At 65.4% G+C, this 20,009-nt stretch carries 17 protein-coding genes and 1 pseudogene; 16 read left to right on the top strand and 2 right to left on the bottom strand.

Going from position 1 to position 20,009, the window contains the following annotated elements:
• Positions 1-2: 2 nt before the first annotated feature.
• From M3N53_14585 to M3N53_14515, 15 genes and pseudogenes are all read left to right on the top strand, one after another.
• Positions 3-1,235, top strand: a complete 1,233-nt coding sequence (locus M3N53_14585) for a geranylgeranyl reductase family protein (GenBank protein MDP9069548.1) — start codon at positions 3-5, stop codon at positions 1,233-1,235.
• Positions 1,232-1,597: an NADH-quinone oxidoreductase subunit A gene (gene ndhC / locus M3N53_14580; protein MDP9069547.1), complete on the top strand. Its 366-nt coding sequence runs from the start codon at positions 1,232-1,234 to the stop codon at positions 1,595-1,597. The genes M3N53_14585 and ndhC overlap by 4 nt, the downstream gene beginning before the upstream one ends.
• Positions 1,594-2,040 (top strand): annotated as a pseudogene (locus tag M3N53_14575) (NADH-quinone oxidoreductase subunit B). Before ndhC ends, M3N53_14575 begins: the two are co-directional and overlap by 4 nt.
• Before the next feature lie 32 nt (positions 2,041-2,072).
• Complete coding sequence (locus tag M3N53_14570) at positions 2,073-2,594, top strand: NADH-quinone oxidoreductase subunit C (GenBank protein MDP9069546.1); 522 nt, start codon at positions 2,073-2,075, stop codon at positions 2,592-2,594.
• Positions 2,591-3,832 carry an NADH dehydrogenase (quinone) subunit D gene (gene nuoD / locus M3N53_14565; protein MDP9069545.1) on the top strand — a complete coding sequence of 414 codons (1,242 nt, stop codon included), beginning with the start codon at positions 2,591-2,593 and terminating at the stop codon, positions 3,830-3,832. Before M3N53_14570 ends, nuoD begins: the two co-directional genes overlap by 4 nt.
• Positions 3,829-4,536, top strand: a complete 708-nt coding sequence (locus M3N53_14560; protein ID MDP9069544.1) for an NAD(P)H-dependent oxidoreductase subunit E — start codon at positions 3,829-3,831, stop codon at positions 4,534-4,536. The genes nuoD and M3N53_14560 overlap by 4 nt, the downstream gene beginning before the upstream one ends.
• Positions 4,533-5,927, top strand: coding sequence for an NADH-quinone oxidoreductase subunit NuoF (gene nuoF / locus M3N53_14555; GenBank protein ID MDP9069543.1), 1,395 nt, complete (start codon positions 4,533-4,535; stop codon positions 5,925-5,927). The genes M3N53_14560 and nuoF overlap by 4 nt, the downstream gene beginning before the upstream one ends.
• Positions 5,924-8,617, top strand: coding sequence for an NADH-quinone oxidoreductase subunit NuoG (gene nuoG, locus M3N53_14550; GenBank protein ID MDP9069542.1), 2,694 nt, complete (start codon positions 5,924-5,926; stop codon positions 8,615-8,617). Before nuoF ends, nuoG begins: the two co-directional genes overlap by 4 nt.
• Complete coding sequence (locus tag M3N53_14545) at positions 8,614-9,846, top strand: NADH-quinone oxidoreductase subunit H (protein MDP9069541.1); 1,233 nt, start codon at positions 8,614-8,616, stop codon at positions 9,844-9,846. The genes nuoG and M3N53_14545 overlap by 4 nt, the downstream gene beginning before the upstream one ends.
• Positions 9,847-9,859: 13 nt before the next feature.
• Complete coding sequence (nuoI, locus tag M3N53_14540; protein ID MDP9069540.1) at positions 9,860-10,324, top strand: NADH-quinone oxidoreductase subunit NuoI; 465 nt, start codon at positions 9,860-9,862, stop codon at positions 10,322-10,324.
• Positions 10,321-10,899: an NADH-quinone oxidoreductase subunit J gene (locus M3N53_14535; protein ID MDP9069539.1), complete on the top strand. Its 579-nt coding sequence runs from the start codon at positions 10,321-10,323 to the stop codon at positions 10,897-10,899. Before nuoI ends, M3N53_14535 begins: the two co-directional genes overlap by 4 nt.
• Positions 10,900-10,901: 2 nt before the next feature.
• Positions 10,902-11,201: an NADH-quinone oxidoreductase subunit NuoK gene (nuoK, locus tag M3N53_14530; protein ID MDP9069538.1), complete on the top strand. Its 300-nt coding sequence runs from the start codon at positions 10,902-10,904 to the stop codon at positions 11,199-11,201.
• A complete protein-coding gene (gene nuoL / locus M3N53_14525) occupies positions 11,198-13,129 on the top strand; it encodes an NADH-quinone oxidoreductase subunit L (protein ID MDP9069537.1) in 1,932 nt (643 codons plus the stop codon). The genes nuoK and nuoL overlap by 4 nt, the downstream gene beginning before the upstream one ends.
• Entirely contained in the window at positions 13,126-14,649 is a 1,524-nt protein-coding gene (locus M3N53_14520; protein MDP9069536.1) for an NADH-quinone oxidoreductase subunit M, read from the top strand. The genes nuoL and M3N53_14520 overlap by 4 nt, the downstream gene beginning before the upstream one ends.
• Positions 14,646-16,127: an NADH-quinone oxidoreductase subunit N gene (locus tag M3N53_14515; protein MDP9069535.1), complete on the top strand. Its 1,482-nt coding sequence runs from the start codon at positions 14,646-14,648 to the stop codon at positions 16,125-16,127. The genes M3N53_14520 and M3N53_14515 overlap by 4 nt, the downstream gene beginning before the upstream one ends.
• 72 nt (positions 16,128-16,199) lie before the next feature.
• Here the strand turns inward: M3N53_14515 and M3N53_14510 are convergent, their stop codons facing one another.
• Positions 16,200-17,369: an adenylate/guanylate cyclase domain-containing protein gene (locus tag M3N53_14510; protein MDP9069534.1), complete on the bottom strand. Its 1,170-nt coding sequence runs from the start codon at positions 17,367-17,369 to the stop codon at positions 16,200-16,202.
• A 122-nt stretch (positions 17,370-17,491) separates the two neighbouring features.
• A complete protein-coding gene (locus M3N53_14505; protein MDP9069533.1) occupies positions 17,492-18,415 on the bottom strand; it encodes an alpha/beta fold hydrolase in 924 nt (307 codons plus the stop codon).
• 85 nt (positions 18,416-18,500) lie between these two features.
• Between M3N53_14505 and M3N53_14500 the strand changes: the two genes are divergently transcribed.
• On the top strand, positions 18,501-19,976 hold the full coding sequence (locus M3N53_14500) for an ABC transporter substrate-binding protein (protein MDP9069532.1): 1,476 nt from the start codon (positions 18,501-18,503) through the stop codon (positions 19,974-19,976).
• The last annotated feature ends 33 nt before the right edge of the window (positions 19,977-20,009 follow it).

Raw genomic sequence — 20,009 nt, 5'->3', positions numbered from 1 at the left:
CTGTGACGACGGAGTTCGACGTCGCGATCGTGGGCGGCGGCCCAGCGGGGTCTGCGGCTGCCCACTTCCTCGCATCCAAAGGCCACTCCGTCGTCGTGTGCGAGAAGAAGGCGTTCCCGCGCGAGAAGACCTGCGGTGACGGCTTGACCCCCCGGGCGGTAAAGGTCCTATCGGAGATGGGTCTCGCAGACGAGCTGCAGAGCTGGGAGCGCGTGCAGGGGCTGCGCGTGCACGCGGCCGGCAAGACGATGGAGCTTCCGTGGCCGAAACTCGAAGACCTGTGCGACTACGGGCTCGTGAAGCCACGCAAGGAGCTGGACCAGATCGTCCTCGATCATGCCGAGCGCGCGGGGGCGAAGGTGCTCTACGAGACGCAGGTGACTCAGCCCCTCTTCGACAAGGGCGTGATGTCCGGGTTCGTCGCGAAACGCGACGGTCACAACGAAGAGATCGCCGCGAAGTGGGTGATCTGCGCCGAGGGGGCTGCAACGAAGTTCGCGCGCTCGATCGGGCGCGTCCGCAACGAGGAATACCCCATGGGCTTCGCGATACGTCAGTACTTCACATCACCCATGGAGCACTCCGGGTGGTTCGAGGCGTACCTCGACGTTCGCTCTGGTCCCAAGCAACTTCCGGGGTACGGGTGGGTGTTCCCGGTAGGCGACGGCACGGTGAATGCAGGAGTCGGGCTGTTGTCGACGTACGGTGGCTGGCGCGCGGTCAACCTGCACGATCTCCAGAGCAACTTCATCGCGCAGCTGCCTCCGGAATGGGAGATCAACGCCTCCACCGTCTGTTCCAAGCCGCGAGCCGGCCGTCTGTTCATGGGCTCCAGCGTGTGGCCGCCCCACGGGCCGGGCTTCTTGTTGGCGGGCGACGCGGCCGGGATGATCAACCCCTGTAACGGCGAGGGGATCGCCTACGGCTACGAGACCGGGCGCATCGCGGGGCGGCACATCCACGAGGCGCTGGAGTCGGGCTCTACTCCCGTCCTCGAGGACTACACGCGCGAGCTCGAGGAGACCTACGGCGCCTACTTCCGGCTCGGACGCAGGTTCGTGAGGTTGATCGGGCATCCGGTTCTGATGGAGAAGCTCGTGGGAATGGCGATGCACTCGAAGCCGGTCATGAGCTTCGCCCTGACGCTGTTGGCCAACCTGGAGGATGAGCGCGGCCGCACCGCCGAGCAGCGCGGGCTGAAGCTGATGAAGAAGCTCGCGGAGCTGAAGCCGTGACGCTCGGGGCTTACCTTCCGATCCTCATCCTGATCATCCTGTCGACGATCTTCGCGGTCGCGTCGATCCTCGTGGCGGCGAAGCTGACTCCCCGCAAGTGGACCACCGCGAAGCTCCAGCCGTACGAGTCGGGGATCGTTCCAGAGGCGGGCACCGAGGGCCAGCGCTTCCCGGTCAAGTTCTATCTGACGGCGATGTTGTTCATCATCTTCGACATCGAGACCGCGTTCTTGTATCCGTGGGCGGCCGCGTACGGGGACCTCAAGGTGTTCGGGCTGATCGAGATGGGCGTATTCATGTTCATCCTGATCGCGGCTTACGCCTATGTCTGGAAGAGAGGGGGCCTCGAGTGGGCGGACTGAGCGACGCCGTCGGGGCCAACTTCATCACGACGAAGCTCGATCATCTGGTGAACTGGGCCAGGAAGTCATCGCTGTGGCCGGCGACCTTCGGCCTCGCTTGCTGCGCGATCGAGATGATCGACACGACGATGCCGCGCCACGACCTCGCCCGCTTCGGCATGGAGGCGTTCCGCGCCTCACCTCGCCAGGCCGACCTGATGATCGTCGCCGGTCGCGTTTCCCAGAAGATGGCTCCGGTCCTGCGCCAGATCTACGACCAGATGACCGAGCCGAAATGGGTCCTGTCGATGGGCGTCTGCGCGTCGTCCGGCGGGATGTTCAACAACTACGCGCTCATCCAGGGCGTCGACCAGATCGTGCCGGTGGACGTGTACGTCCCGGGCTGCCCGCCGCGGCCGGAGATGTTGATGGACGGCATCATGTTGCTCCACGAGCAGATCCTCCGCGGCGACTACGACGCGCGCAGGGTGACCGCGTGACGGCTTCGGAGACGCAGTGGGTCCAGCCCGATGCGTGGCGAGCGCTGGCGGAAGAGCTTCACGCGGACGGATGGTGGCTGGCAGACCTGTGCGGTCTCGACGCGCTCAGCCTGGGTTTCGAACATCGCTTCGAAGCGGTCGTTCAGCTGCTCCATCGCGACCGACGCGAGCGCCGAACGGTTCACGTGGTGGCGACCGGTGAGCCACCGACCGCTCCTTCCGTGGTCGACCTGTGGCCGACGGCGCGTTTCATGGAACGCGAGGCCTTCGACCTGATGGGGATCTGGTTCGACAACCACGACAACCTGACGCGCATCATGATGCCGGAGGAGTGGGAGGGCCACCCCCTGCGCAAGGACTACGGCGTAGGGAAGGTCGCGATCGAGTTCATCCCTCAGCCCTTCCTTCAGATCGATGCTCCCGGCCAGTCGACGATGAAGGGTGAGGCGAAAGCGCAGCTCGATCATCTGGGCCAGGTAGTGGAGCCGGAAGCTTCCTCGGAGACTCCCGCGGGATGAGCACGACACAGGACGCCGTCGCTCGTTTAGAGGCCCACGGCCACGGCGCGTACGTCGAGTCGTACGACCCGCGCGAGGAGCGCATGACCATAAACATGGGCCCGGTGCACCCGGCGACGCACGGGGTGCTCCGGCTCCTGCTCGAGCTCGATGGAGAGACAGTCGTTCGCTGCGAGCCCAAGATCGGATATCTCCACACCGGGATCGAGAAGGAATGCGAGGACCAGAACTGGCGGGGCGCGGTCACCGCCGTCACGCGGATGGACTACCTCGCGCAGCTCTACAACGAGCAGGTCTACTGCCTGGCGGTCGAGGAGCTCCTCGGGATCGAGGTTCCGGCTCGCGGCAAGTACATCCGGACGATGATGGCCGAGCTGAACCGGCTGAACTCTCACCTCGTGTGGTTCGGCACCCAAGCCCTCGACATGGGTGCCATGTCCGGCGTCTTCTACGGTTTCCGCGAGCGGGAGCTCATCCTCGACTTCTACGAGATGGTCACCGGCCTGCGCATGAATAACGGCTACTTCCTTCCGGGTGGAGTGTGGGAGGACCTCCCCGAGGGCTATGAGGGTCCGCTGTCGAAGTTCCTCGACCTGATGCCGCGGCGCATCGACGAGTACGAAGCGCTGTTGTCGGAGAACCCGATCTTCCTCGAACGCACGATCGGCGTAGGCAAGATCTCGAAAGAGGACTGCCTGCGCTTAGGAGCGACCGGCCCCATCGCGCGCGCGGCGGGCGTCGACTGGGACATCCGTCGCGACATGCCGTACGAGGTGTACAGAGACGTCTCGTTTGACGTGCCGATCGCGGACGGCGGCGATGTCTACGCGCGCTACCAGGTGCGGATGGTCGAGATGCGCGAGTCCGTGAAGATCATCCGCCAACTTTTCGACGCGATGCCGTCGGGCGATTACAAGAACATGGACCCGAAGCTGATGCCGCCGACGCGCACTGAGCTGAACTGGTCGATGGAAGCGGTGATCCACCACTTCAAACTGATGACTCAGGGCTACACGGTTCCGGCGGGAGAGGCGTACGTGGCCGTCGAGTCGCCGCGCGGCGAGCTCGGCTGCTACCTGGTGTCAGACGGCGGGACATCTCCCTACCGGTGCCACGTCCGGGACCCGTCCTTCGTGAACCTGCAGTCGCTGCCCGTGATGGTGCAGGGCGGGCTCGTTGCCGACCTCATCGCGTCGATAGCGTCGCTTGACCCGGTGCTCGGAGGCGTCGACAGATGACGATCAAGCAGAAGCGGCGCCCCGACGATGCACCCGCGCGGCAGGTTCTGACACCGGAGCTGCGCGCGGAGGCGGAAGCGATCGCGGCGAAGTACCCGAACTCGCGCTCAGCGCTGTTGCCGCTGCTGTTCCTGGTGCAGTCGGTCGAGGGATACGTGACCGACGAGGGGATGCGCGAGGTGGCAGACATCCTGGATCTCACACCGGCGCAGGTCCTCTCCTCCGGAAGCTTCTACACGATGTTGAAGAGGCGGCCACAAGGCCAGTACCTCGTCTCGGTGTGCCGCAACATCTCGTGCACGCACCTGGGGGCGCGCAAGGTCGTACGCGCTCTGGAGGAGCATCTCGGCGTTCCGGCCGGCAGCACGACAGACGACGGGAGGTTCTCGCTGGAGGCCGCGGAATGCCTTGCCACCTGCGATGGCGCGCCCGCGATGCAGGTGAACTACGAGGACTTCTACAAGGTCACGCCTGAAGAGGCGGTCGCGATCGTCGACAAGTTGGCCCGAGGCGAGGTCGTGCTGAGCGTCGCGGGAGAGCCGGTGAGGACCTCGAAGCAGATCTCGCGCGAGACGGCCACGGCGGGGCTGCGCCGGCTGGAGACCGAGATGGAGAGCATGCCGACGATGGGCGGAGAGTCCCCCAAGCAGGGCGCCGGCCCCGGCACGCGGCCGAAGGTTCCGGGGAAAGGTCAGAAGTCGTGACCGCCCCGCAAGAGGTCCGCGTCGTCACGAAGCGCTTACGCCAGTTCCCTCAGGATTCCTGGACCCTGAAGCGTGTTCTCGACGACGACGGCTACACCGCGGCTCGTCAGGTGGTGACGGAGATGACACCCGACGAGACGATCGACCTCGTGAAGGGCGCGGGTCTCCGTGGCCGCGGAGGAGCGGGGTTCCCGACGGGGGTCAAGTGGTCGTTCGTCCCCAAGGACGTGTTTCCTAAGTACGTCGTCATCAACCACGACGAGGGCGAGCCCGGAACCTTCAAGGACCGCGAGCTGGGCGAGATGGATCCGCACCAGCTGATCGAAGGGATCACGATCGCGGCATGGGCCAACCAGGCGAACAAGGCCTTCATCTATTGCCGCGGCGAGTTCGCCCTCGGCTCCCGCCGCATGGATGCGGCCATCGCCGAGGCGTACGACAAGGGCTTCCTCGGCACGGGCATCTTCGGCACGAAGTTCGATCTCGACATCATCTTGCACAGAGGCGCCGGCGCTTACATCTGCGGTGAGGAGTCCGCGCTTCTCGATTCTCTCGAGGGATACCGCGGCCAGCCGCGCCTGCGACCGCCGTTCCCCGCGGTGAAGGGTCTCTACGGTCAGCCCACGGTCATCAACAACACCGAAACTGTCTCGACGCTGCCGCATATCGTCAACAACGGCGGGGACTGGTTCAAGCAGTGGGGTACCGAGAAGTCACCGGGGACGAAGATGATGTCGGTCTCGGGTCACGTGAACAAGCCCGGGAACTACGAGGTCCCGCTCGGCATGTCGCTCGCAGACATACTCACGCTCTCCGGCGGGATGCGGGACGGCCGTCCCGTGAAGGCGATCATCCCGGGGGGCGCGAGCGCGCCGCTTCTCACGACGACCGATATCGCGATGGATTTCGAGGCGTTGAAAGAAGCGGGCACGATGCTCGGCTCCGGCGCGATCGTCTTCATGGACGACACCACCTGCATGGTGCGGAACGCGCTGGTGACCGCCGAGTTCTTCGCTCACGAGTCCTGCGGCAAGTGCACCCCGTGCCGCGAGGGGACGTGGTGGAAGGTGAGGATCCTCGAGCGCCTCGAGCACGGCGAGGGCCGTCAGGAGGACATGGACCTGCTCCTCGACATCTGCAACGGGATGGACGGACGCTCCTTCTGCCCGCTCGGTGACGCCTCCTCATGGGCGGTGCGCTCGAACGTGAAGCTGTTCCGGGAGGAGTTCCAGGCGCACGTCGACCAGGGACGTTGTCCCTTCGACGGCGACCACGAGCAGCTGGTCGGCGCCCGCGCCGGGGTCGGCCTGGGCGAGGCCGGCATAGGCGACCAGCCGTCGGCGGGCGTCTGGACCGACAGCGGGGCACACAGCGACGGAGGCGCGTCGTGAACGACGCTGCGCGCGACGACCTCGTCACCATCACGATCAACGGTCAAACGGTCAACACGGAGAAGGGCCGCCTCCTCATCGACGTGGCCGAGCAGATGGGGATCTTCATTCCTCGGTTCTGCTACCACCCCGGCATGAAGTCCGTCGCGGTGTGCCGGATGTGCCTCGTTCAGGTCGAAGGCCAGAACAAGCTCTTGCCGGCATGTGCCACCGCGGTGACGGACGAGATGAAGGCGAACACGGTCTCGGAGGATGCGGTCGATGCGCAGAAGGGCATGCTCGAGTTCCTCCTAATCAACCACCCGCTCGACTGCCCCATCTGCGATCGCGCCGGTGAGTGCCCGCTGCAAGACCAGACGTTCCAGCACGGGCCGGGGTCCACGCGTTACGTCGAGCCGAAACGGACGTACGAGAAGGCGTTGGAGATCTCGGACCTCGTGGTGCTCGACCGCGAGCGCTGCGTGCTCTGTTGGCGCTGCGTCCGGTTCTCGGACGAGATCGCCGGGGACCGGTTCATCCAACTCGTCGACCGTGGCCCCGGTACGCAGATCCTGACGTTCAACGAGGAGCCGTTCGACAGCTACTTCTCCGGCAACACGATCCAGATCTGCCCCGTCGGCGCGTTGACGTCGAAGCCCTACCGCTTCGTATCGCGACCGTGGGACCTGGAGACGGCGCCCAGCGTCTGTACCTATTGCTCCGTCGGCTGCCCGATCACCAACGAGTCGCGCAGCGGAAAGATGGTTCGCGTTCAAGCTCTTCCGAACGAACAGGTCAACGACTTCTGGATGTGCGACAAGGGGCGGTTCGCGTATCACCACGTTTCGGCGGACGACCGCTTGGAGACGCCGCTCATCCGCGGCGAGGAGGACGCGTTCCAAAGTGCCCCCTGGGGTCGCGCCTACTCCACGATCGCTGACAAGCTCGAGGGCAAGAGCCGCATCGGCGTCATCGCCGGAGGCCACCTGACGACCGAGGACGCCTACGCGATCGGCCGCCTCGCCCGTCGTACGTTGAAGACGAACAACATCGACTCGCGGATCCAGGACGCGGGGGCGCCGTACGAGGTGGTGCTCCCGGTAACGGGCGCCGCGGGGTCCAGCGCCCGCTATGACGACCTCGACGAAGCGAAGACCATCGTGTGGGTCGGGCCCGATCCGAAAGAGACGCTGCCCGTTCTGTACCTGCGGATCCGCAAAGCCGTCCTCGATCACGGGGCGGAATTGATCGTTGTCTCACCGCGCTCCATGTCCCTCGACACGATCGCGGCCGATCGGGAGCTCACACCGGTAGGTGAGGAAGCTGCCGCGCTACGGGGACTCGAAACGCAAGGTCCCGTCGTCGTCTGCTGGTCCGCAGCGTCGCCCGGCCGGAACGAGGCTGCGGTTGCCGAAGCGGCCGCTGCCCTGGCGGTTGCGACCGGCGGCAAGCTCCTCGTGTGCCCGCCGCATGCCGGGTCGCAGGGGATGCTGGACATGGGCGTCCACCCCGCGCTCGCCGCCGGCTACGTTCCTGTGGGAGAGCCAGGCCTCGACACCCGCGCGATGCTCGAGGCCGCGGCCGCGGGGGAGCTCGACGCGCTCTTCCTGTTCGGCGCGGACCTGCTGCGCGATTTCCCCGACCGCGACCTCGCGCAGGGGGCGCTGGACGCGAGCCCCTTCACCGTCGTGGTCGAGCTCTTCGCCACCGAGACCGTCGCGCACGCGGATGTCGTCCTACCGGGCGCCGCGTACGCCGAACGCGAGGGGACGTTCACGAACCTCGAGCGCAGACTCCAGAAGCTAGAGAGGCTCCTGCCCGTGCCCGGCTCCGCGAAAGAGCCGTGGGACATATGCGCGGGGATCGCGAAGAGCCTCGGTGAAGACTGGGGCTGGCGCGATTTCAACGACGTGTGGGTCGACATCAAGAAAAACGTGAAGACCCACGCCACGGTGGATGTAGAGGCGCTCGCACAAGACATGCCGCAGAGCTCATTGCAATACGAGTCTGCCTTCAGCGGGATGGCGAACGACTCTCCGCACGTACCCGTGGCTGGCCCGGGAGGCCAGTACCCGAAAGGCTTCCGGCAGGGCGCCCCATTCCAGACGGGCCAGAACTGGCCTCTCTCGTGGGAGCTGCGCGCCTTCGAGGCCGAGCAACGCCCCGGCTTCATTCCGCCTGTCGCGCATCCCGGGGCGGCTGGGTCCGGTGGTGACGGCACCGGTGGCTCAGACAGTCCGCGCTTACAGCCGGAGCCGCCGCGTTCGGAGGCGACTGCGGCTAGCCGCGGCGCTGCGGAACTCGGTACGGCACCATCACCATCCTCCCCAGCCGCTGGTGAAGCCGGTAGCGCGACCACAGCCAATGAGACCGGCTCGGCGGCGCCTGCGGATGCTGGCAGCTCTCCCTCGTTCGTCTTGTTGACGGGCAGGCAGCTCTATGACGAGGGGACGATGATGGCGCGGAGCGCCGCGCTCCGTAGGTTGCAGCGCAAGCCTTTCGTCGAGCTGAACGACGAGGACGCAAAGGCGCTCGAGATCGACGACGGCCAAGACGTGCTGGTCGAAGGCAACGGACGGAGCTTCACCGTCCGCGCCGTGATCGGAGACATCGCCCGGGGTGCGGTCTTCGTTCCCTACGACCAGGCGGGGTTGCCCGCGAACGAGCTGATCTCGGGTGTGGACCCGACGGTGTCGGTGAGGCGTCCATGATCGGCAACGTCATCGACTGGATCGGCGCCCCGCTGATCATCGCGGTGGTCAAGGTCATTGTGGTGTTCACGGTGCTTCTCCTGGTCACGATGCTGGTGATCTGGTTCGAGCGCCGGGTGCTCGCATTCATGCAGTCCCGCCGCGGCCCGAACCGTCACGGCCCGTTCGGGTTGATGCAGACGCTGGCGGACGGCATCAAGTTGTTCTTCAAGGAGGACTTCAGGCCGAAGAACGCGGATCGGTGGGCGTACGCGCTGGCTCCCGTGGCCGCGATGGTGCCATCGTTCCTGGCCTTCGCCGTCATCCCGATCGGCGACCACGTCACGATCGGTGACCGCAGGGTCGACTTCATCCTGAGCGACCTCAACATCGGGCTCCTGTACTTCCTCGCGATGGGCTCTCTCGGTGTCTACGGCATCGTTCTGGCGGGCTGGGCTTCGGGTTCGAAGTACCCGTTGCTGGGTGGCGTGCGCTCCACGGCTCAGCTGATCTCGTACGAGATCGCGCTCGGCCTTTCGCTCGTTCCGATCGTCCTCGTGGCGGGAAGTCTCTCGACGCAAGACATCGTCGCCGCCCAAGCGGGCACGGTGGGCGAGGTGACGGTGTTCAACGGGATCCCGGTGCTCGACCAGCTGTCGAACATCTTTGGATTCGTCCCCAACTGGTACATCTGGTCGCAGTGGCCCGCGTTCTTGATCTTTCTGATCGCCGGCATCGCGGAGACGAACCGGGCGCCGTTCGACCTGCCGGAGGCCGAGACCGAGCTCGTGGCCGGGTTCCACACCGAGTATTCCGGCATCCGCTTCGCGATGTTCTTCCTGGGCGAGTACATCCACGTCGTCGCCATCTCGGCGATGGCGGTGACGTTGTTCTTCGGAGGTTGGCACGGGCCCCAGTTCGGGATCCCGTGGATCATGCCGTTGGTCTGGTTCACGCTGAAGGTGCTGTTCTTCGTGTACCTGTTCGTGTGGGTCAGGGCGACGTTGCCTCGGCTGAGGTACGACCGCTTGATGTGGCTGGGATGGAAGCGCCTGATCCCCGCGGCGCTGGGCTGGATCATGGTGACGGCGATCGTCAACACCGAAGGGATCTCGCGCAACGTCCGTCTCGGAGTCTTCGGCGTCTTGTTCCTCGTCGTGCTGGTCTGGATGGGCCGTGGCGATCCTCGGCTCGCGCGCATCGTCCCCGTGAAGCGGAGCGTTCGGGAGGTGCCCAGTGGCAGTGCCTGAGATCGCGCGCGGCATGGGCGTGGTCGTAAAGAACATCTTCAAGAGAAAAGACACCGCGTCTTACCCGGAGGTCCGGCGACGCCCGTTCCCTCGTTACAAGGGCCGCCACATCCTCGACCGGCACCCGGATGGGCTGGAGAAGTGCATCGGCTGCGAGCTGTGCGCGGGCGCGTGCCCGGCGGACGCCATCTACGTCGTGGCGGCGGAGAACACGCCGGAAGCCCGTTTCTCGCCCGGCGAGAGATACGCGCAGATCTATCAGATCAACTACCTCCGCTGCATCTTCTGTGGCCTGTGCATCGAGGCCTGCCCCACAGAGGCCCTTCTTATGACGACGGAATACGAGCTCTCTGCGGATTCGCGCGAGGCGATGATCTACAAGAAGGACCAGCTGATCATCGATTCGCCGATCGTGCGCCACTGGGAGACGAAGCGGGAGATCGCACCCGAGAGCTACTTCGAGGACTCGGCCGGATGAACCTGGAGGTCCTCCTCTTCGGCATCGTCTTCGTCTCGGCCCTCGGCTTCTCGATCGCGATGCTGTTCGCGCCGAACGCGGTTCACGTGGCGCTGTTCCTGGTCGGGACCCAGATCGCACTCGCCGTGGGGTTCTTGTTGCAGGGCGCTTTCTTCGTCGCCGCGATCCAGATCATCGTCTATGCGGGCGCCATCATGGTGCTGTTCCTCTTCGTCATCATGTTGCTCGGCATCGACCTGAAGGAGTCTCTGATCGAGCCCTTGACGGGGCAGCGAGGCACCGCCCTCGCCCTGAGCGCATTCCTCGGTCTCGGCCTCATCTTCGTCGCCGTCCAAGGCGCCGATCTGGCCGCCGGTGGCGCCGACGGCGCCTCCGCGTTAACCGAGCTGAATCGAGAGCCCGGCAACGTTAAGGCGATCGCCAACGCGTTGTTCAGCCGCTACCTCCTGCCGTTCGAGGTGACGTCGATCCTGCTCGTCGTGGCGATCGTCGGGGTGATGGTGCTCGCCCGCCGAATCAGCGCCGTAGAGACCGACCGCCACGAGCGCGCCGCCTTGAATGAGGAGCCGTCGTGAGCGTGGCCCCAGGGTTCTACTTACTGCTCGCGGGCCTGATGTTCACCATCGGGGTGATCGGTGTGCTGGTCCGGCGTAACGCGATCGTCATCTTCATGTTCATCGAGTTGATGTTGAACGCGATCAACCTTGTGTTCGTCACCTTCGCGCGTCAACACGGTCACGTGGACGGACAGGTGCTGGTGTTCTTCGTCCTCGTCGTGGCGGCGGCAGAGGTCGTGATCGGCCTCGCGATCATCTCGCTGATCTTCCGCCATCGCGTCTCCTCCAGCGTCGACGAGATCAACCTTCTGCGCCGATGACGGCTAACCTCGCGGTGGAGAGCGCCACGTTCGTCGACCACACTCAGTTGGCGCCACTGATCATCGCTCTGCCCTTGATCGGGTCGACGGTGTTGATGTTCTTCGGACGCCGGATCGGGAAACTCGCGGGCGTCGTCGGTTCGGCTGCCGTCGGCGCGGCGTTCCTCGCGTCGCTTGTCACCTTCCTCGGCGTCGTCTCCTCCGGCCACCATGAGGTCGCTGAGGGACACCGCTACTTCGAGTGGATCGTGGTCGGCGACTTCTCCGTCGGATTCGACCTGCTGGTCGACCAACTCTCCGGAATCATGTTGCTGGTCGTCACCGGCGTCGGGACGCTGATCCACGTCTATTCGATCGGCTACATGCACGACGACCCGCGCTACTCGCGCTTCTTCGCCTATCTCAACCTGTTCGTCGCGTTCATGCTGATCCTGGTGCTCGCCGAGAACCTGCTCCTCCTGTTCGTCGGGTGGGAGGGCGTCGGCCTCGCGTCGTACCTGCTGATCGGGTTCTGGTTCGAGAAACACTCCGCCGCGAACGCGGCGAAGAAGGCGTTCATCGTGAACCGGATCGGCGACTTCTCGTTCTTGCTCGGGATCTTCCTATTGGCCTCGACGGTAGGCAGCCTCAGCATGATCGCGATCAACGAGCATGCCGCGGCGATGACCGCGGGTATCGCCACGGTGGCAGCGCTGTTGTTGTTCGGTGGCGCCACCGGCAAGAGCGCACAGATACCCCTGTACGTCTGGCTGCCGGACGCGATGGAGGGTCCGACCCCGGTTTCTGCCCTCATCCACGCGGCCACCATGGTCACCGCAGGTGTCTACATGGTGGCGCGACTGAGCCCGGTGTTCGAGGCCTCCAGAGGAGTCGCGTTGATGGTCGTCGGCATCATCGGTGCCGCAACCGCGCTGTGGGCGGGGCTGATGGCGGCTTTCGAGTACGACATCAAGAAGGTGCTCGCCTACTCGACGATCTCGCAGCTGGGCTACATGTTCCTGGCGCACGGCGTCCACGCGTACTCGGCCGGGATCTTCCACCTCGTCACGCACGCTTTCTTCAAGGCGCTGATGTTCCTCGGTGCGGGCGCGGTGATGCACGCGCTAGCCGGTGAGACCGACATGCGCAAGATGGGTGGGCTGCGGAAGGTCATGCCGATCACCGGTACGACCTTCATGTTGGGGTGGCTCGCGATCTCCGGGATCGCGCCGTTCGCCGGCTTCTTCTCGAAGGACGCCATCCTGGCGTCCGCGTGGGCCGATGGGCAGTACGTGCTGTGGGCGGTGGGTGCACTGAGCGCCTTCATCACCGCCTTCTACATGTCGCGCCTTTACTTCCGCGTCTTCGAGGGACCCGTGAAAGTTCCGGAAGGTGTGCACGTGCACGACGTTCCGCCGTCCATGGCCGCGGCTCTCGTACCCCTCGCCTTCCTGTCGCTCGTAGGCGGCGTGATCAACCTCCCGGGTCTGCTGACCCTCGAGCACTTCTTGGAGCCCGTGGTGGGCGCGTCGCACGTGCCGGAGGGGCTGACACCGTGGATCCTGGGCGGCATCGCTCTGCTGGTCGCGGTTGCCGGGATCTTGTTGGCCAGGAGCGTCTACATGACCAGGGCTGGCTCGCTTCGCCGGCGCAAGGCCCACGCCCGAGTACCGGGGTTCGTGACCGCCGCGCGCAATAAGTTCTACGTCGACAGGATCTACGGGTACGGGATCGTGCTTCCGGGCAAGGCGCTGTCGAGGTACCTCGCGGACGTCTTCGATCCCCGCTACATCGACGGTGTCCTCACCGGTACCGGCCGCGCGATCGCGCGCACGTCTGAGAGCTTCCGAGGGATCCAAACGGGCTACGTGCGCAACTACGCCTTGATGGTCCTCCTGGGTGTCGTGATCATCCTCAGCGTCCTGCTCGTCCGAGTAGGTCTCACATGACGGAGCTTCCTATCCTCGACATCGTGATCTTCGCCCCGTTGGTCGGGGCGGTGTTGTTGGGATTCATCCCGAAGGAGCGGATAGAGGTGCTGCGGCTCGCGGCGCTCGCAGTGACGCTCATCACGTTCCTGCTGTCGATCGGCGTGTTGCTTCAGTTCGAGGCGAACTCCGAGGCTCAGTTCCAACTCGGGTCGTCACTGTCGTGGATCCCGGAATGGGGCATCGGCTACATCACCGGCATCGACGGGGTGAGCCTGTGGATGGTGATGCTGACGACTTTCCTGATGCCTCTTGGTGTCCTCGCCTCCTGGAGCATCACCACCAGGGCGAAGGCTTACTTCGTCTTCTTCCTCGCGCTGGAGACGGGTCTGCTCGGGGTGTTCACCGCGCTCGACATGTTCCTCTTCTATCTGTTCTGGGAGGCGAGCCTCGTCCCGATGTACTTCCTGATCGGGATGTGGGGTTACGGCCGCCGGATCTACGCGGCGATGAAGTTCTTCCTGTTCACGCTGGTCGGCTCCCTGCTGATGCTGGTCTCGATCGTGTATCTCTACTTTGCGGCCTCCGGAGCTCCGACCTTCAGCTACACCGAGCTCCTGGGTACGCAGCTGCCCCTGGACGTTCAACGGTTGCTGTTCCTGGGTTTCTTCGCGTCGTTCGCGGTGAAGGTGCCGCTCGTCCCGTTCCACACCTGGTTGCCCGATGCTCACACCGAAGCACCGACCGCGGGCTCCGTCCTGCTCGCGGGGGTGCTGTTGAAGCTCGGCGCGTATGGGTTGATCCGCTTCGCGATCCCGTTCTTCCCGGATGCGGCCCGAGACCTCGCCCCGATCATCATCGGGCTATCGATGGTGGGGATCATCTACGGCGCTCTGGTCGCGACGATGCAGAAGGACCTCAAGCGGCTGGTCGCCTACTCCTCGGTCGCGCATCTCGGCTTCGTCACGCTGGGGATATTCGTCGGGAGCATCCAGGGCATGAGCGGCGGGATCCTGCAGATGGTGAGCCACGGGTTGTCGAGCGGCGCCTTGTTCATGCTCGTGGGCGCGCTTTACGACCGGCGCCACACGCGCCTGATCGCCGACTTCGGCGGGCTCGCCCGTACCGTCCCGATCCTCTCGGGCGTCTTCCTCGTCGTAGCTCTCTCGTCGCTGGGGTTGCCCGGCCTGAACGGATTCGTCGGCGAGTTCCTCATCCTCCTGGGTACCTTCTTCTCCTATCGCTGGTGGGTAGTTCCCGCCGCGCTCGGTGTCGTGCTCGCCGCGATCTACCTCTTGTGGGCGTACCAGCGCGTGTTCCACGGCGAGGTGACCGACGAACAGAACCGCCTGCTCCCCGACCTGAACGGGCGGGAGCTGGCGATGCTGGGGCCGATCCTGGTTCTGATCGTGCTCATCGGCGTTTATCCGAAGCCGTTCCTCGACCGCATCGAGCCCTCGGCGCAGCGCATCGTCGACACCTTCAACCAGACCTCCGTCGAACCAGAGGGCGCATCGGTCGCGGGGGAGGCGGCTAGGTGAACTTCACGCCTCCGAACGTGGAGCTCGGCGGGATCGCGCCGGAGATCGCTCTCAGCGTGACCGCTCTGCTGATCTTGGTGGTGCACGGCTTCGTCGGAGACAGGGGCAAGAACCTCTACCTCCCGCTGCTCGCCAGCGCTGGTCTGGCCGTGGCGGCTGTCCTGTGCGTCGCGGTGTGGGGACAGACCGAGCTTCAGCTCGCGGGGATGGTGGCGATGGACGGCTTCTCGACCTTCATCAAGATCGCGTTGGTGAGTTTCGGCCTGCTGACGGTGTGGCTCGGCCGCGACTACCTGAGGCGGGAGGGGGTGGAGGAGTCGGAGTTCTACGCGCTGGTGCTGTTCGCCGTCACGGGGATGATGCTGATGGCGGGGGCCGCGGACCTGATGATGATGTTCCTCGCGCTCGAGACGTTCTCGCTCGCGCTCTACGTCCTCGTGGGATACCGGCGCCGTTCCCTGGGCGGGCAAGAGGCATCGATGAAGTACTTCTTGCTGGGTTCCTTCTCGTCCGCCTTCTTCTTGCTCGGCGTCGCCCTCACGTACGGCGCGACCGGAACGACGAACCTGTACGCGACCGGCGGCGGGGCGGGGACACCCGGAGTCTTCGGCTTCCTCGCGTCGGCCCCCGCGCAAGAGACCGGCTTGATGGTGATCGCCGCCGGGTTCCTGATCGTCGGCCTGGGTTTCAAGGTCGCCGCGGTTCCCTTCCACATGTGGACACCCGACGCGTATCAGGGCGCACCCTCCCCGGTCACCGGGTTCATGGCCGCGAGTTCGAAGGTGGCAGCGTTCGCCGCGGTCCTCCGGTTGCTGGAGAGCGCGTTGATCCAGCTTCGCTGGGACTGGAGGCCGTTGGTGATAGGCGTTGCGGTCGTCACGATGCTCGTGGGCTCGATCCTCGCGGTCGTGCAAGAGGACCTCAAGCGGATGCTTGCGTATTCGTCCATCGCACACGCCGGGTTCATCTTCACGGGGGTCATCGCGGCGAACGATCGCGGCGTCTCCGGATCCCTCTTCTATCTCGCGACGTACGGGCTGACGGTTGTGGGCGCGTTCGCGATCCTCGCCGTTCTGGCGGGGCGCGAGGAGCGACGGACGCGGCTCATCGACCACAAGGGGCTCTTCTACGAGAACCCGCTTCTGGCGGGCGCGTTGACGCTGTTCCTGCTCTCACTCGCGGGTGTGCCCATCACGTCGGGGTTCGTCGGCAAGCTCGTGGTGTTCGGCGCCGCGATCGAGGCGGGCTACGAGTGGGTCGTGGTGATCGGGGTACTCACGAGCGCGATCGCCACCTTCTTCTACCTGCGCGTGATGGTCGTGATGTACATGCAGGAGCCCGACGAGGTCCGGGACCCACTCCGACCGGGCGCGGCATCGCTCGCCGTCATAGGTCTCACCGCGGCCGCGACGCTGGTGTTCGGCCTCTTCTGGAGCCCGCTGATCCAACTAGCGGAGAAGGCGACCTTCTACTTCTAGCCCCGACCCCCGTTTTGCTCGGGAAATGTCCCGAATTCCGGGACAAACAGCGACCAAAACGCCGCTGGGCGTCTAGCCGATGAAGGAGACCGGGATGCTCCCCGCGTCTCTGCGCGCCTTTTCGTTCGCGGACTCCAGGTCTGCAAGCACCTTGAAGCGCGTCTGCTCGAGATCGATCCCGAGACCCTCGGCATCGCGAGGGGCGAGACGCTCCAGCAGCTGTTTTGTGGCGAGTGTGGTTCCCGGCATCGCGGATTCTTGAACGCGGGCCGCCTCGTTCACCTCGTCTCCCAGCGCCGTCACGTCCAGGCGCCCACCCGGAACCAGCTGTCCCATGTAGAGCCCCCCGCCCCAGTGCAGACCGACCTTCATCAAGCACTCGGTATCCACCGCCTCGCGGAAAACCTGCGCGGAGGTCTCGTGGATGCGGCGCGCTGCACGCAGACCAGCGGCGGCAGCGCCCGACGGCGAGCCGAGGTCTTCCGCGAGGAAGAAAGCGGAAGCACCGTCGCCGGCGTGCTTGCCGACGATCCCGCACTCGTCGGCTATCGCCCCGTCGATCCCGGTCCACAGGCGGCGCACGAGCTTGAAATAGGCGGCGCTCGATAGTTCCCGCGACAGGCGGCCGGATTCGTGCAGATCGCAGAACAACACAACGGCTTCTTGCGGCTGCGGGTCGACCAGGCGCGCCATCCGCTCGTACATCTCCTGGTTGCCGCGCACCAGCAGCGTCATCAGGTTCGGGTTCACGTCCGTGAAGAAGATGAAGATCAATCCCAGGTCTTTCCCGGCGTCGTCGTTGAGCCGGAGCGCCGAGAAGTTGACCCGATACGGCGGCAGCTCTGAATCCCGCGGGTCGCGGTACTCGAAGGAGCCCGACCACACCTGCGGGAGGGGGGCGGGCGCAGGCTCGACCTCGTCCACAAGCGACAGGAACGGCTCGCCCAGCAGCCGTTTCGGGTGGAGCCCCTTCTGCCTCATCGCGGTCACGAACAGAGGAGCCATCCGCAAGAACAGCTCGATCTGGCTTTCAGGCGTCGCCGTACGAAGCCATACCTCGTTCGTCCACGCTTGCGCCAGGTTCATTCCGTAACCGATGTCCGCGTCTTCGTCGACCCTCAGGAAGTTCCGCAGTGAACGCGAGACCCACCGTAGGTTCCAGTCCGCATCGGTGATCAACGCCGACCACTGCAACCGGTCCAGCTGGTGAGCCCAATCGAGGATGGGGTGGGGGAGGTCCATCCCCTCAAGCCTCTCACCCGACACAGGTCTGACGCGGTCTTGCGCGTTTCCGGACCTTTCTCGCTGGCGTTGTGCCGGAGGGACAACGGACGGTAACAGTAGCAACCTCTCGACCCGCGCCATCAGGCGAGGCTTCCTGAGCCGGCGCGCTCTTTCTGTTCGATGATGAAGGAAGTTGCCTGCTCGACGACTTCCGCGGCGCGGGTGATACCGCCGTGCCCGAGCCCCGGCATCTCAACCAGGCGAGCCGAGGGCCACACCTGGGTCAACCGCAGCGAGCCGTCGAATGGGACCTGAGGATCGTTCGGGTCGTGGAAGAGGATGGCCGGGATCGAGAGCCCCCGAGCCAGGACGTCGCCCCGGATCTCCTCCCAGACGTTGCGGCCGAACCGCTTCTCGATCAGGCGCGTCAAACCGGCGATCGCCTTCGGCGGAAGCCCGAGCATGAGCGCGAAAACGTCCAGCGGCTGTGCGAGATCCACGTTCGGCGCTAGCAGCACCAGCCTGTCCGTTCGAAGCCCCTCTTTGAGTGCCCACAGCGCGACGTTGGCGCCCATCGAGTGCGCGACCACGGCGTGCGGCGGGCCCAGCCGGTCGGCGACCCCTAGCAGCGCGCGCCCAGCCTGGATGATGTTCGTCCTGCCCTTGTCACTTCGGCCATGGGCGGGAAGGTCCACGCCGACGACGCGGTAGCCCCGTGCGACCAGCGGCGGGATGAAGCCGCCCAGAGCGCCGGCTTGCTCCCCCCACCCGTGCACGAGGAGGACGATCGGGCCGCTCCCCACGCTAAATACGGCGATGCGTCCGGCGCGCGTTCTGATCCGGAAGGTTTCCGCGCCGTCGAGCCAGCGGGTCTGTTTGGCCAGGCCGCGCTCGCTCACCGGGACTCGCCACGGCGTGAACCAGAGGATCGCGGCGGGAACCGAGGCGAGGGCCGACGACCATCGTCCAAGGAAGCGTGTAGCAACGACCAAGGCGCGCAGAGCCGTTCCGCTGTTCGCCAGTCGCCTGCGCGGCATCACCGCCGCGTGAACCCCGTCGCGCATCGTGCCCTCCCCTGGTCGCTTGCTGGACGTACCGACGGTATGTATATTACATACCAACAGTAGGTTTGCTCCTCAGGAGGCGGCTATGGGTTCCCGGACCGGTGCGGTTGTCATGGCGATGATGCTGCTGGCCACGGCCTGCGGGCAGAAGACGGGCGTCTCTGCGCAACCTGTCCCGCCTCAGCCGGTGACCTTCGCGCTGCCGCCGGGCGCGACGGTGGATCCCCAGACGGGTGACATCATCGATGCGGAGGGGAACGTGATCGGCAACACCAGCAGTCTCGGCGCGGCTGCACCGCCACCGGCAGGAGCCACAGGAGCGGGGGCGACTCGAGCGGACGCGTCCAGCGCGGGTGGTTCGGCGCCGGGTGCGGGAGCCCCTGCCGCCGGTGCCTCCTCAGCCGAAGAGCCAACCGGTGGCAACGCCACGGGTGTCGGCGACGACAGCATCGTGATCGGAGCCCATGCTCCGTTGACCGGGGCCGCGCCCGTCCCCAGCGATTCCGCCCAGAAAGGCAACGACGTCTACTGGAAGTGGCTCTCGGAGAACCGGGAACTGGTGCACGGGCGCAACGTCGAGGCGATCTTGCGCAACGACAACTACAACCCTTCACAAGCCGTCGCGGTGTGCAAGGAGATGGTCGAGCAGGATCAGGTCTTCCTTCTGTACGGGTTCGCCGGAACCGATCAGATCCAAGCTTGTGCGCGCTACGCCGCCGCCGTGAACGTCCCGTACGTCTCCGTGGGCGTCACGGAGAGCGGCGTGGTCGGGCTTCCGAACTACTTCGCGGCGACGCTCACGTACGCCGAACAGGGGCCACTGCTGGCGGATCTGCTGGTGAGCGACCTCGGCGCCGCGGGCGAAGCGAACGGGATGCTCAGGTTCGAGACACCGAACTTCCAGGACGCCCACGACTCGTTCATCGCCGCGATGCGCGAGCGCGGCGCAGCGGTTGCCTACGACCGTGCGGTGTCCAAGGGCGCGGGGAGTGGAGATGCGCAGGCGGTGGTGCAGGAGATGAAAGCGCGAGGCATCGAGAACGTCTACGTGCTGACGTCGCCGGTGTGGTTCCTGCAGGTGCTGCAGGCGGCGCGCACGCAGAACTTCGAGCCACAGTGGGTCGGCGTCGGGATCACCAAGAGCATCGACAGCGTCGCTTCGGTCGGTTGCCGCAACGGAACCCTCAACCGCGCCAAGTTCTTCTCTCCGTTCCCTGCATGGGCCGACATACAGCGGTTCGATCCCACGTTCACGAAGGCGGTCCGCTCGATCTACCCGGACAAGGGCGACGGCGACGACATCATGGTCATCGGTTGGGGTCTTGCGAAGGTCCTGAAGCCGCTGCTCGAAGCCCCGGGGAGGAACCTGACCCGGGAGCGCTTCGTCTACTTCGCGGAACGGGCACGGAACGTCCGAACCGGCGTCTATCCGCCGGTCTCCTTCTCGCCCGACGACCACCGCGGCGGGACCGCGGTCCACCTGAACGAGGCGCAATGCTCTGGCTACAAGGCGGGGGACAACCGGTGGCACACGATCCGGTCCTTCGTAAGCGACTTCTAAGAGCGGGGAGCGGCCCATGGTTGCAGGTGCCCA

Source organism: Actinomycetota bacterium (assembly GCA_030776625.1).
Lineage (GTDB): Bacteria > Actinomycetota > CADDZG01 > CADDZG01 > WHSQ01 > MB1-2.
This window is presented reverse-complemented; position numbering and strand designations above follow the sequence as displayed.

Bases quoted from the DNA above. Each gene is read 5' to 3' on its own strand.
- nuoD (MDP9069545.1), top strand. From the start codon at position 2,591: ATGAGCACGACACAGGACGCCGTCGCTCGTTTAGAGGCCCACGGCCAC.
- M3N53_14560 (MDP9069544.1), top strand. From the start codon at position 3,829: ATGACGATCAAGCAGAAGCGGCGCCCCGACGATGCACCCGCGCGGCAG.
- M3N53_14545 (MDP9069541.1), top strand. From the start codon at position 8,614: ATGATCGGCAACGTCATCGACTGGATCGGCGCCCCGCTGATCATCGCG.
- nuoI (MDP9069540.1), top strand. From the start codon at position 9,860: ATGGGCGTGGTCGTAAAGAACATCTTCAAGAGAAAAGACACCGCGTCT.
- M3N53_14535 (MDP9069539.1), top strand. From the start codon at position 10,321: ATGAACCTGGAGGTCCTCCTCTTCGGCATCGTCTTCGTCTCGGCCCTC.
- nuoL (MDP9069537.1), top strand. From the start codon at position 11,198: ATGACGGCTAACCTCGCGGTGGAGAGCGCCACGTTCGTCGACCACACT.
- M3N53_14520 (MDP9069536.1), top strand. From the start codon at position 13,126: ATGACGGAGCTTCCTATCCTCGACATCGTGATCTTCGCCCCGTTGGTC.
- M3N53_14510 (MDP9069534.1), bottom strand. From the start codon at position 17,369: ATGGACCTCCCCCACCCCATCCTCGATTGGGCTCACCAGCTGGACCGG.
- M3N53_14505 (MDP9069533.1), bottom strand. From the start codon at position 18,415: ATGCGCGACGGGGTTCACGCGGCGGTGATGCCGCGCAGGCGACTGGCG.
- M3N53_14500 (MDP9069532.1), top strand. From the start codon at position 18,501: ATGGGTTCCCGGACCGGTGCGGTTGTCATGGCGATGATGCTGCTGGCC.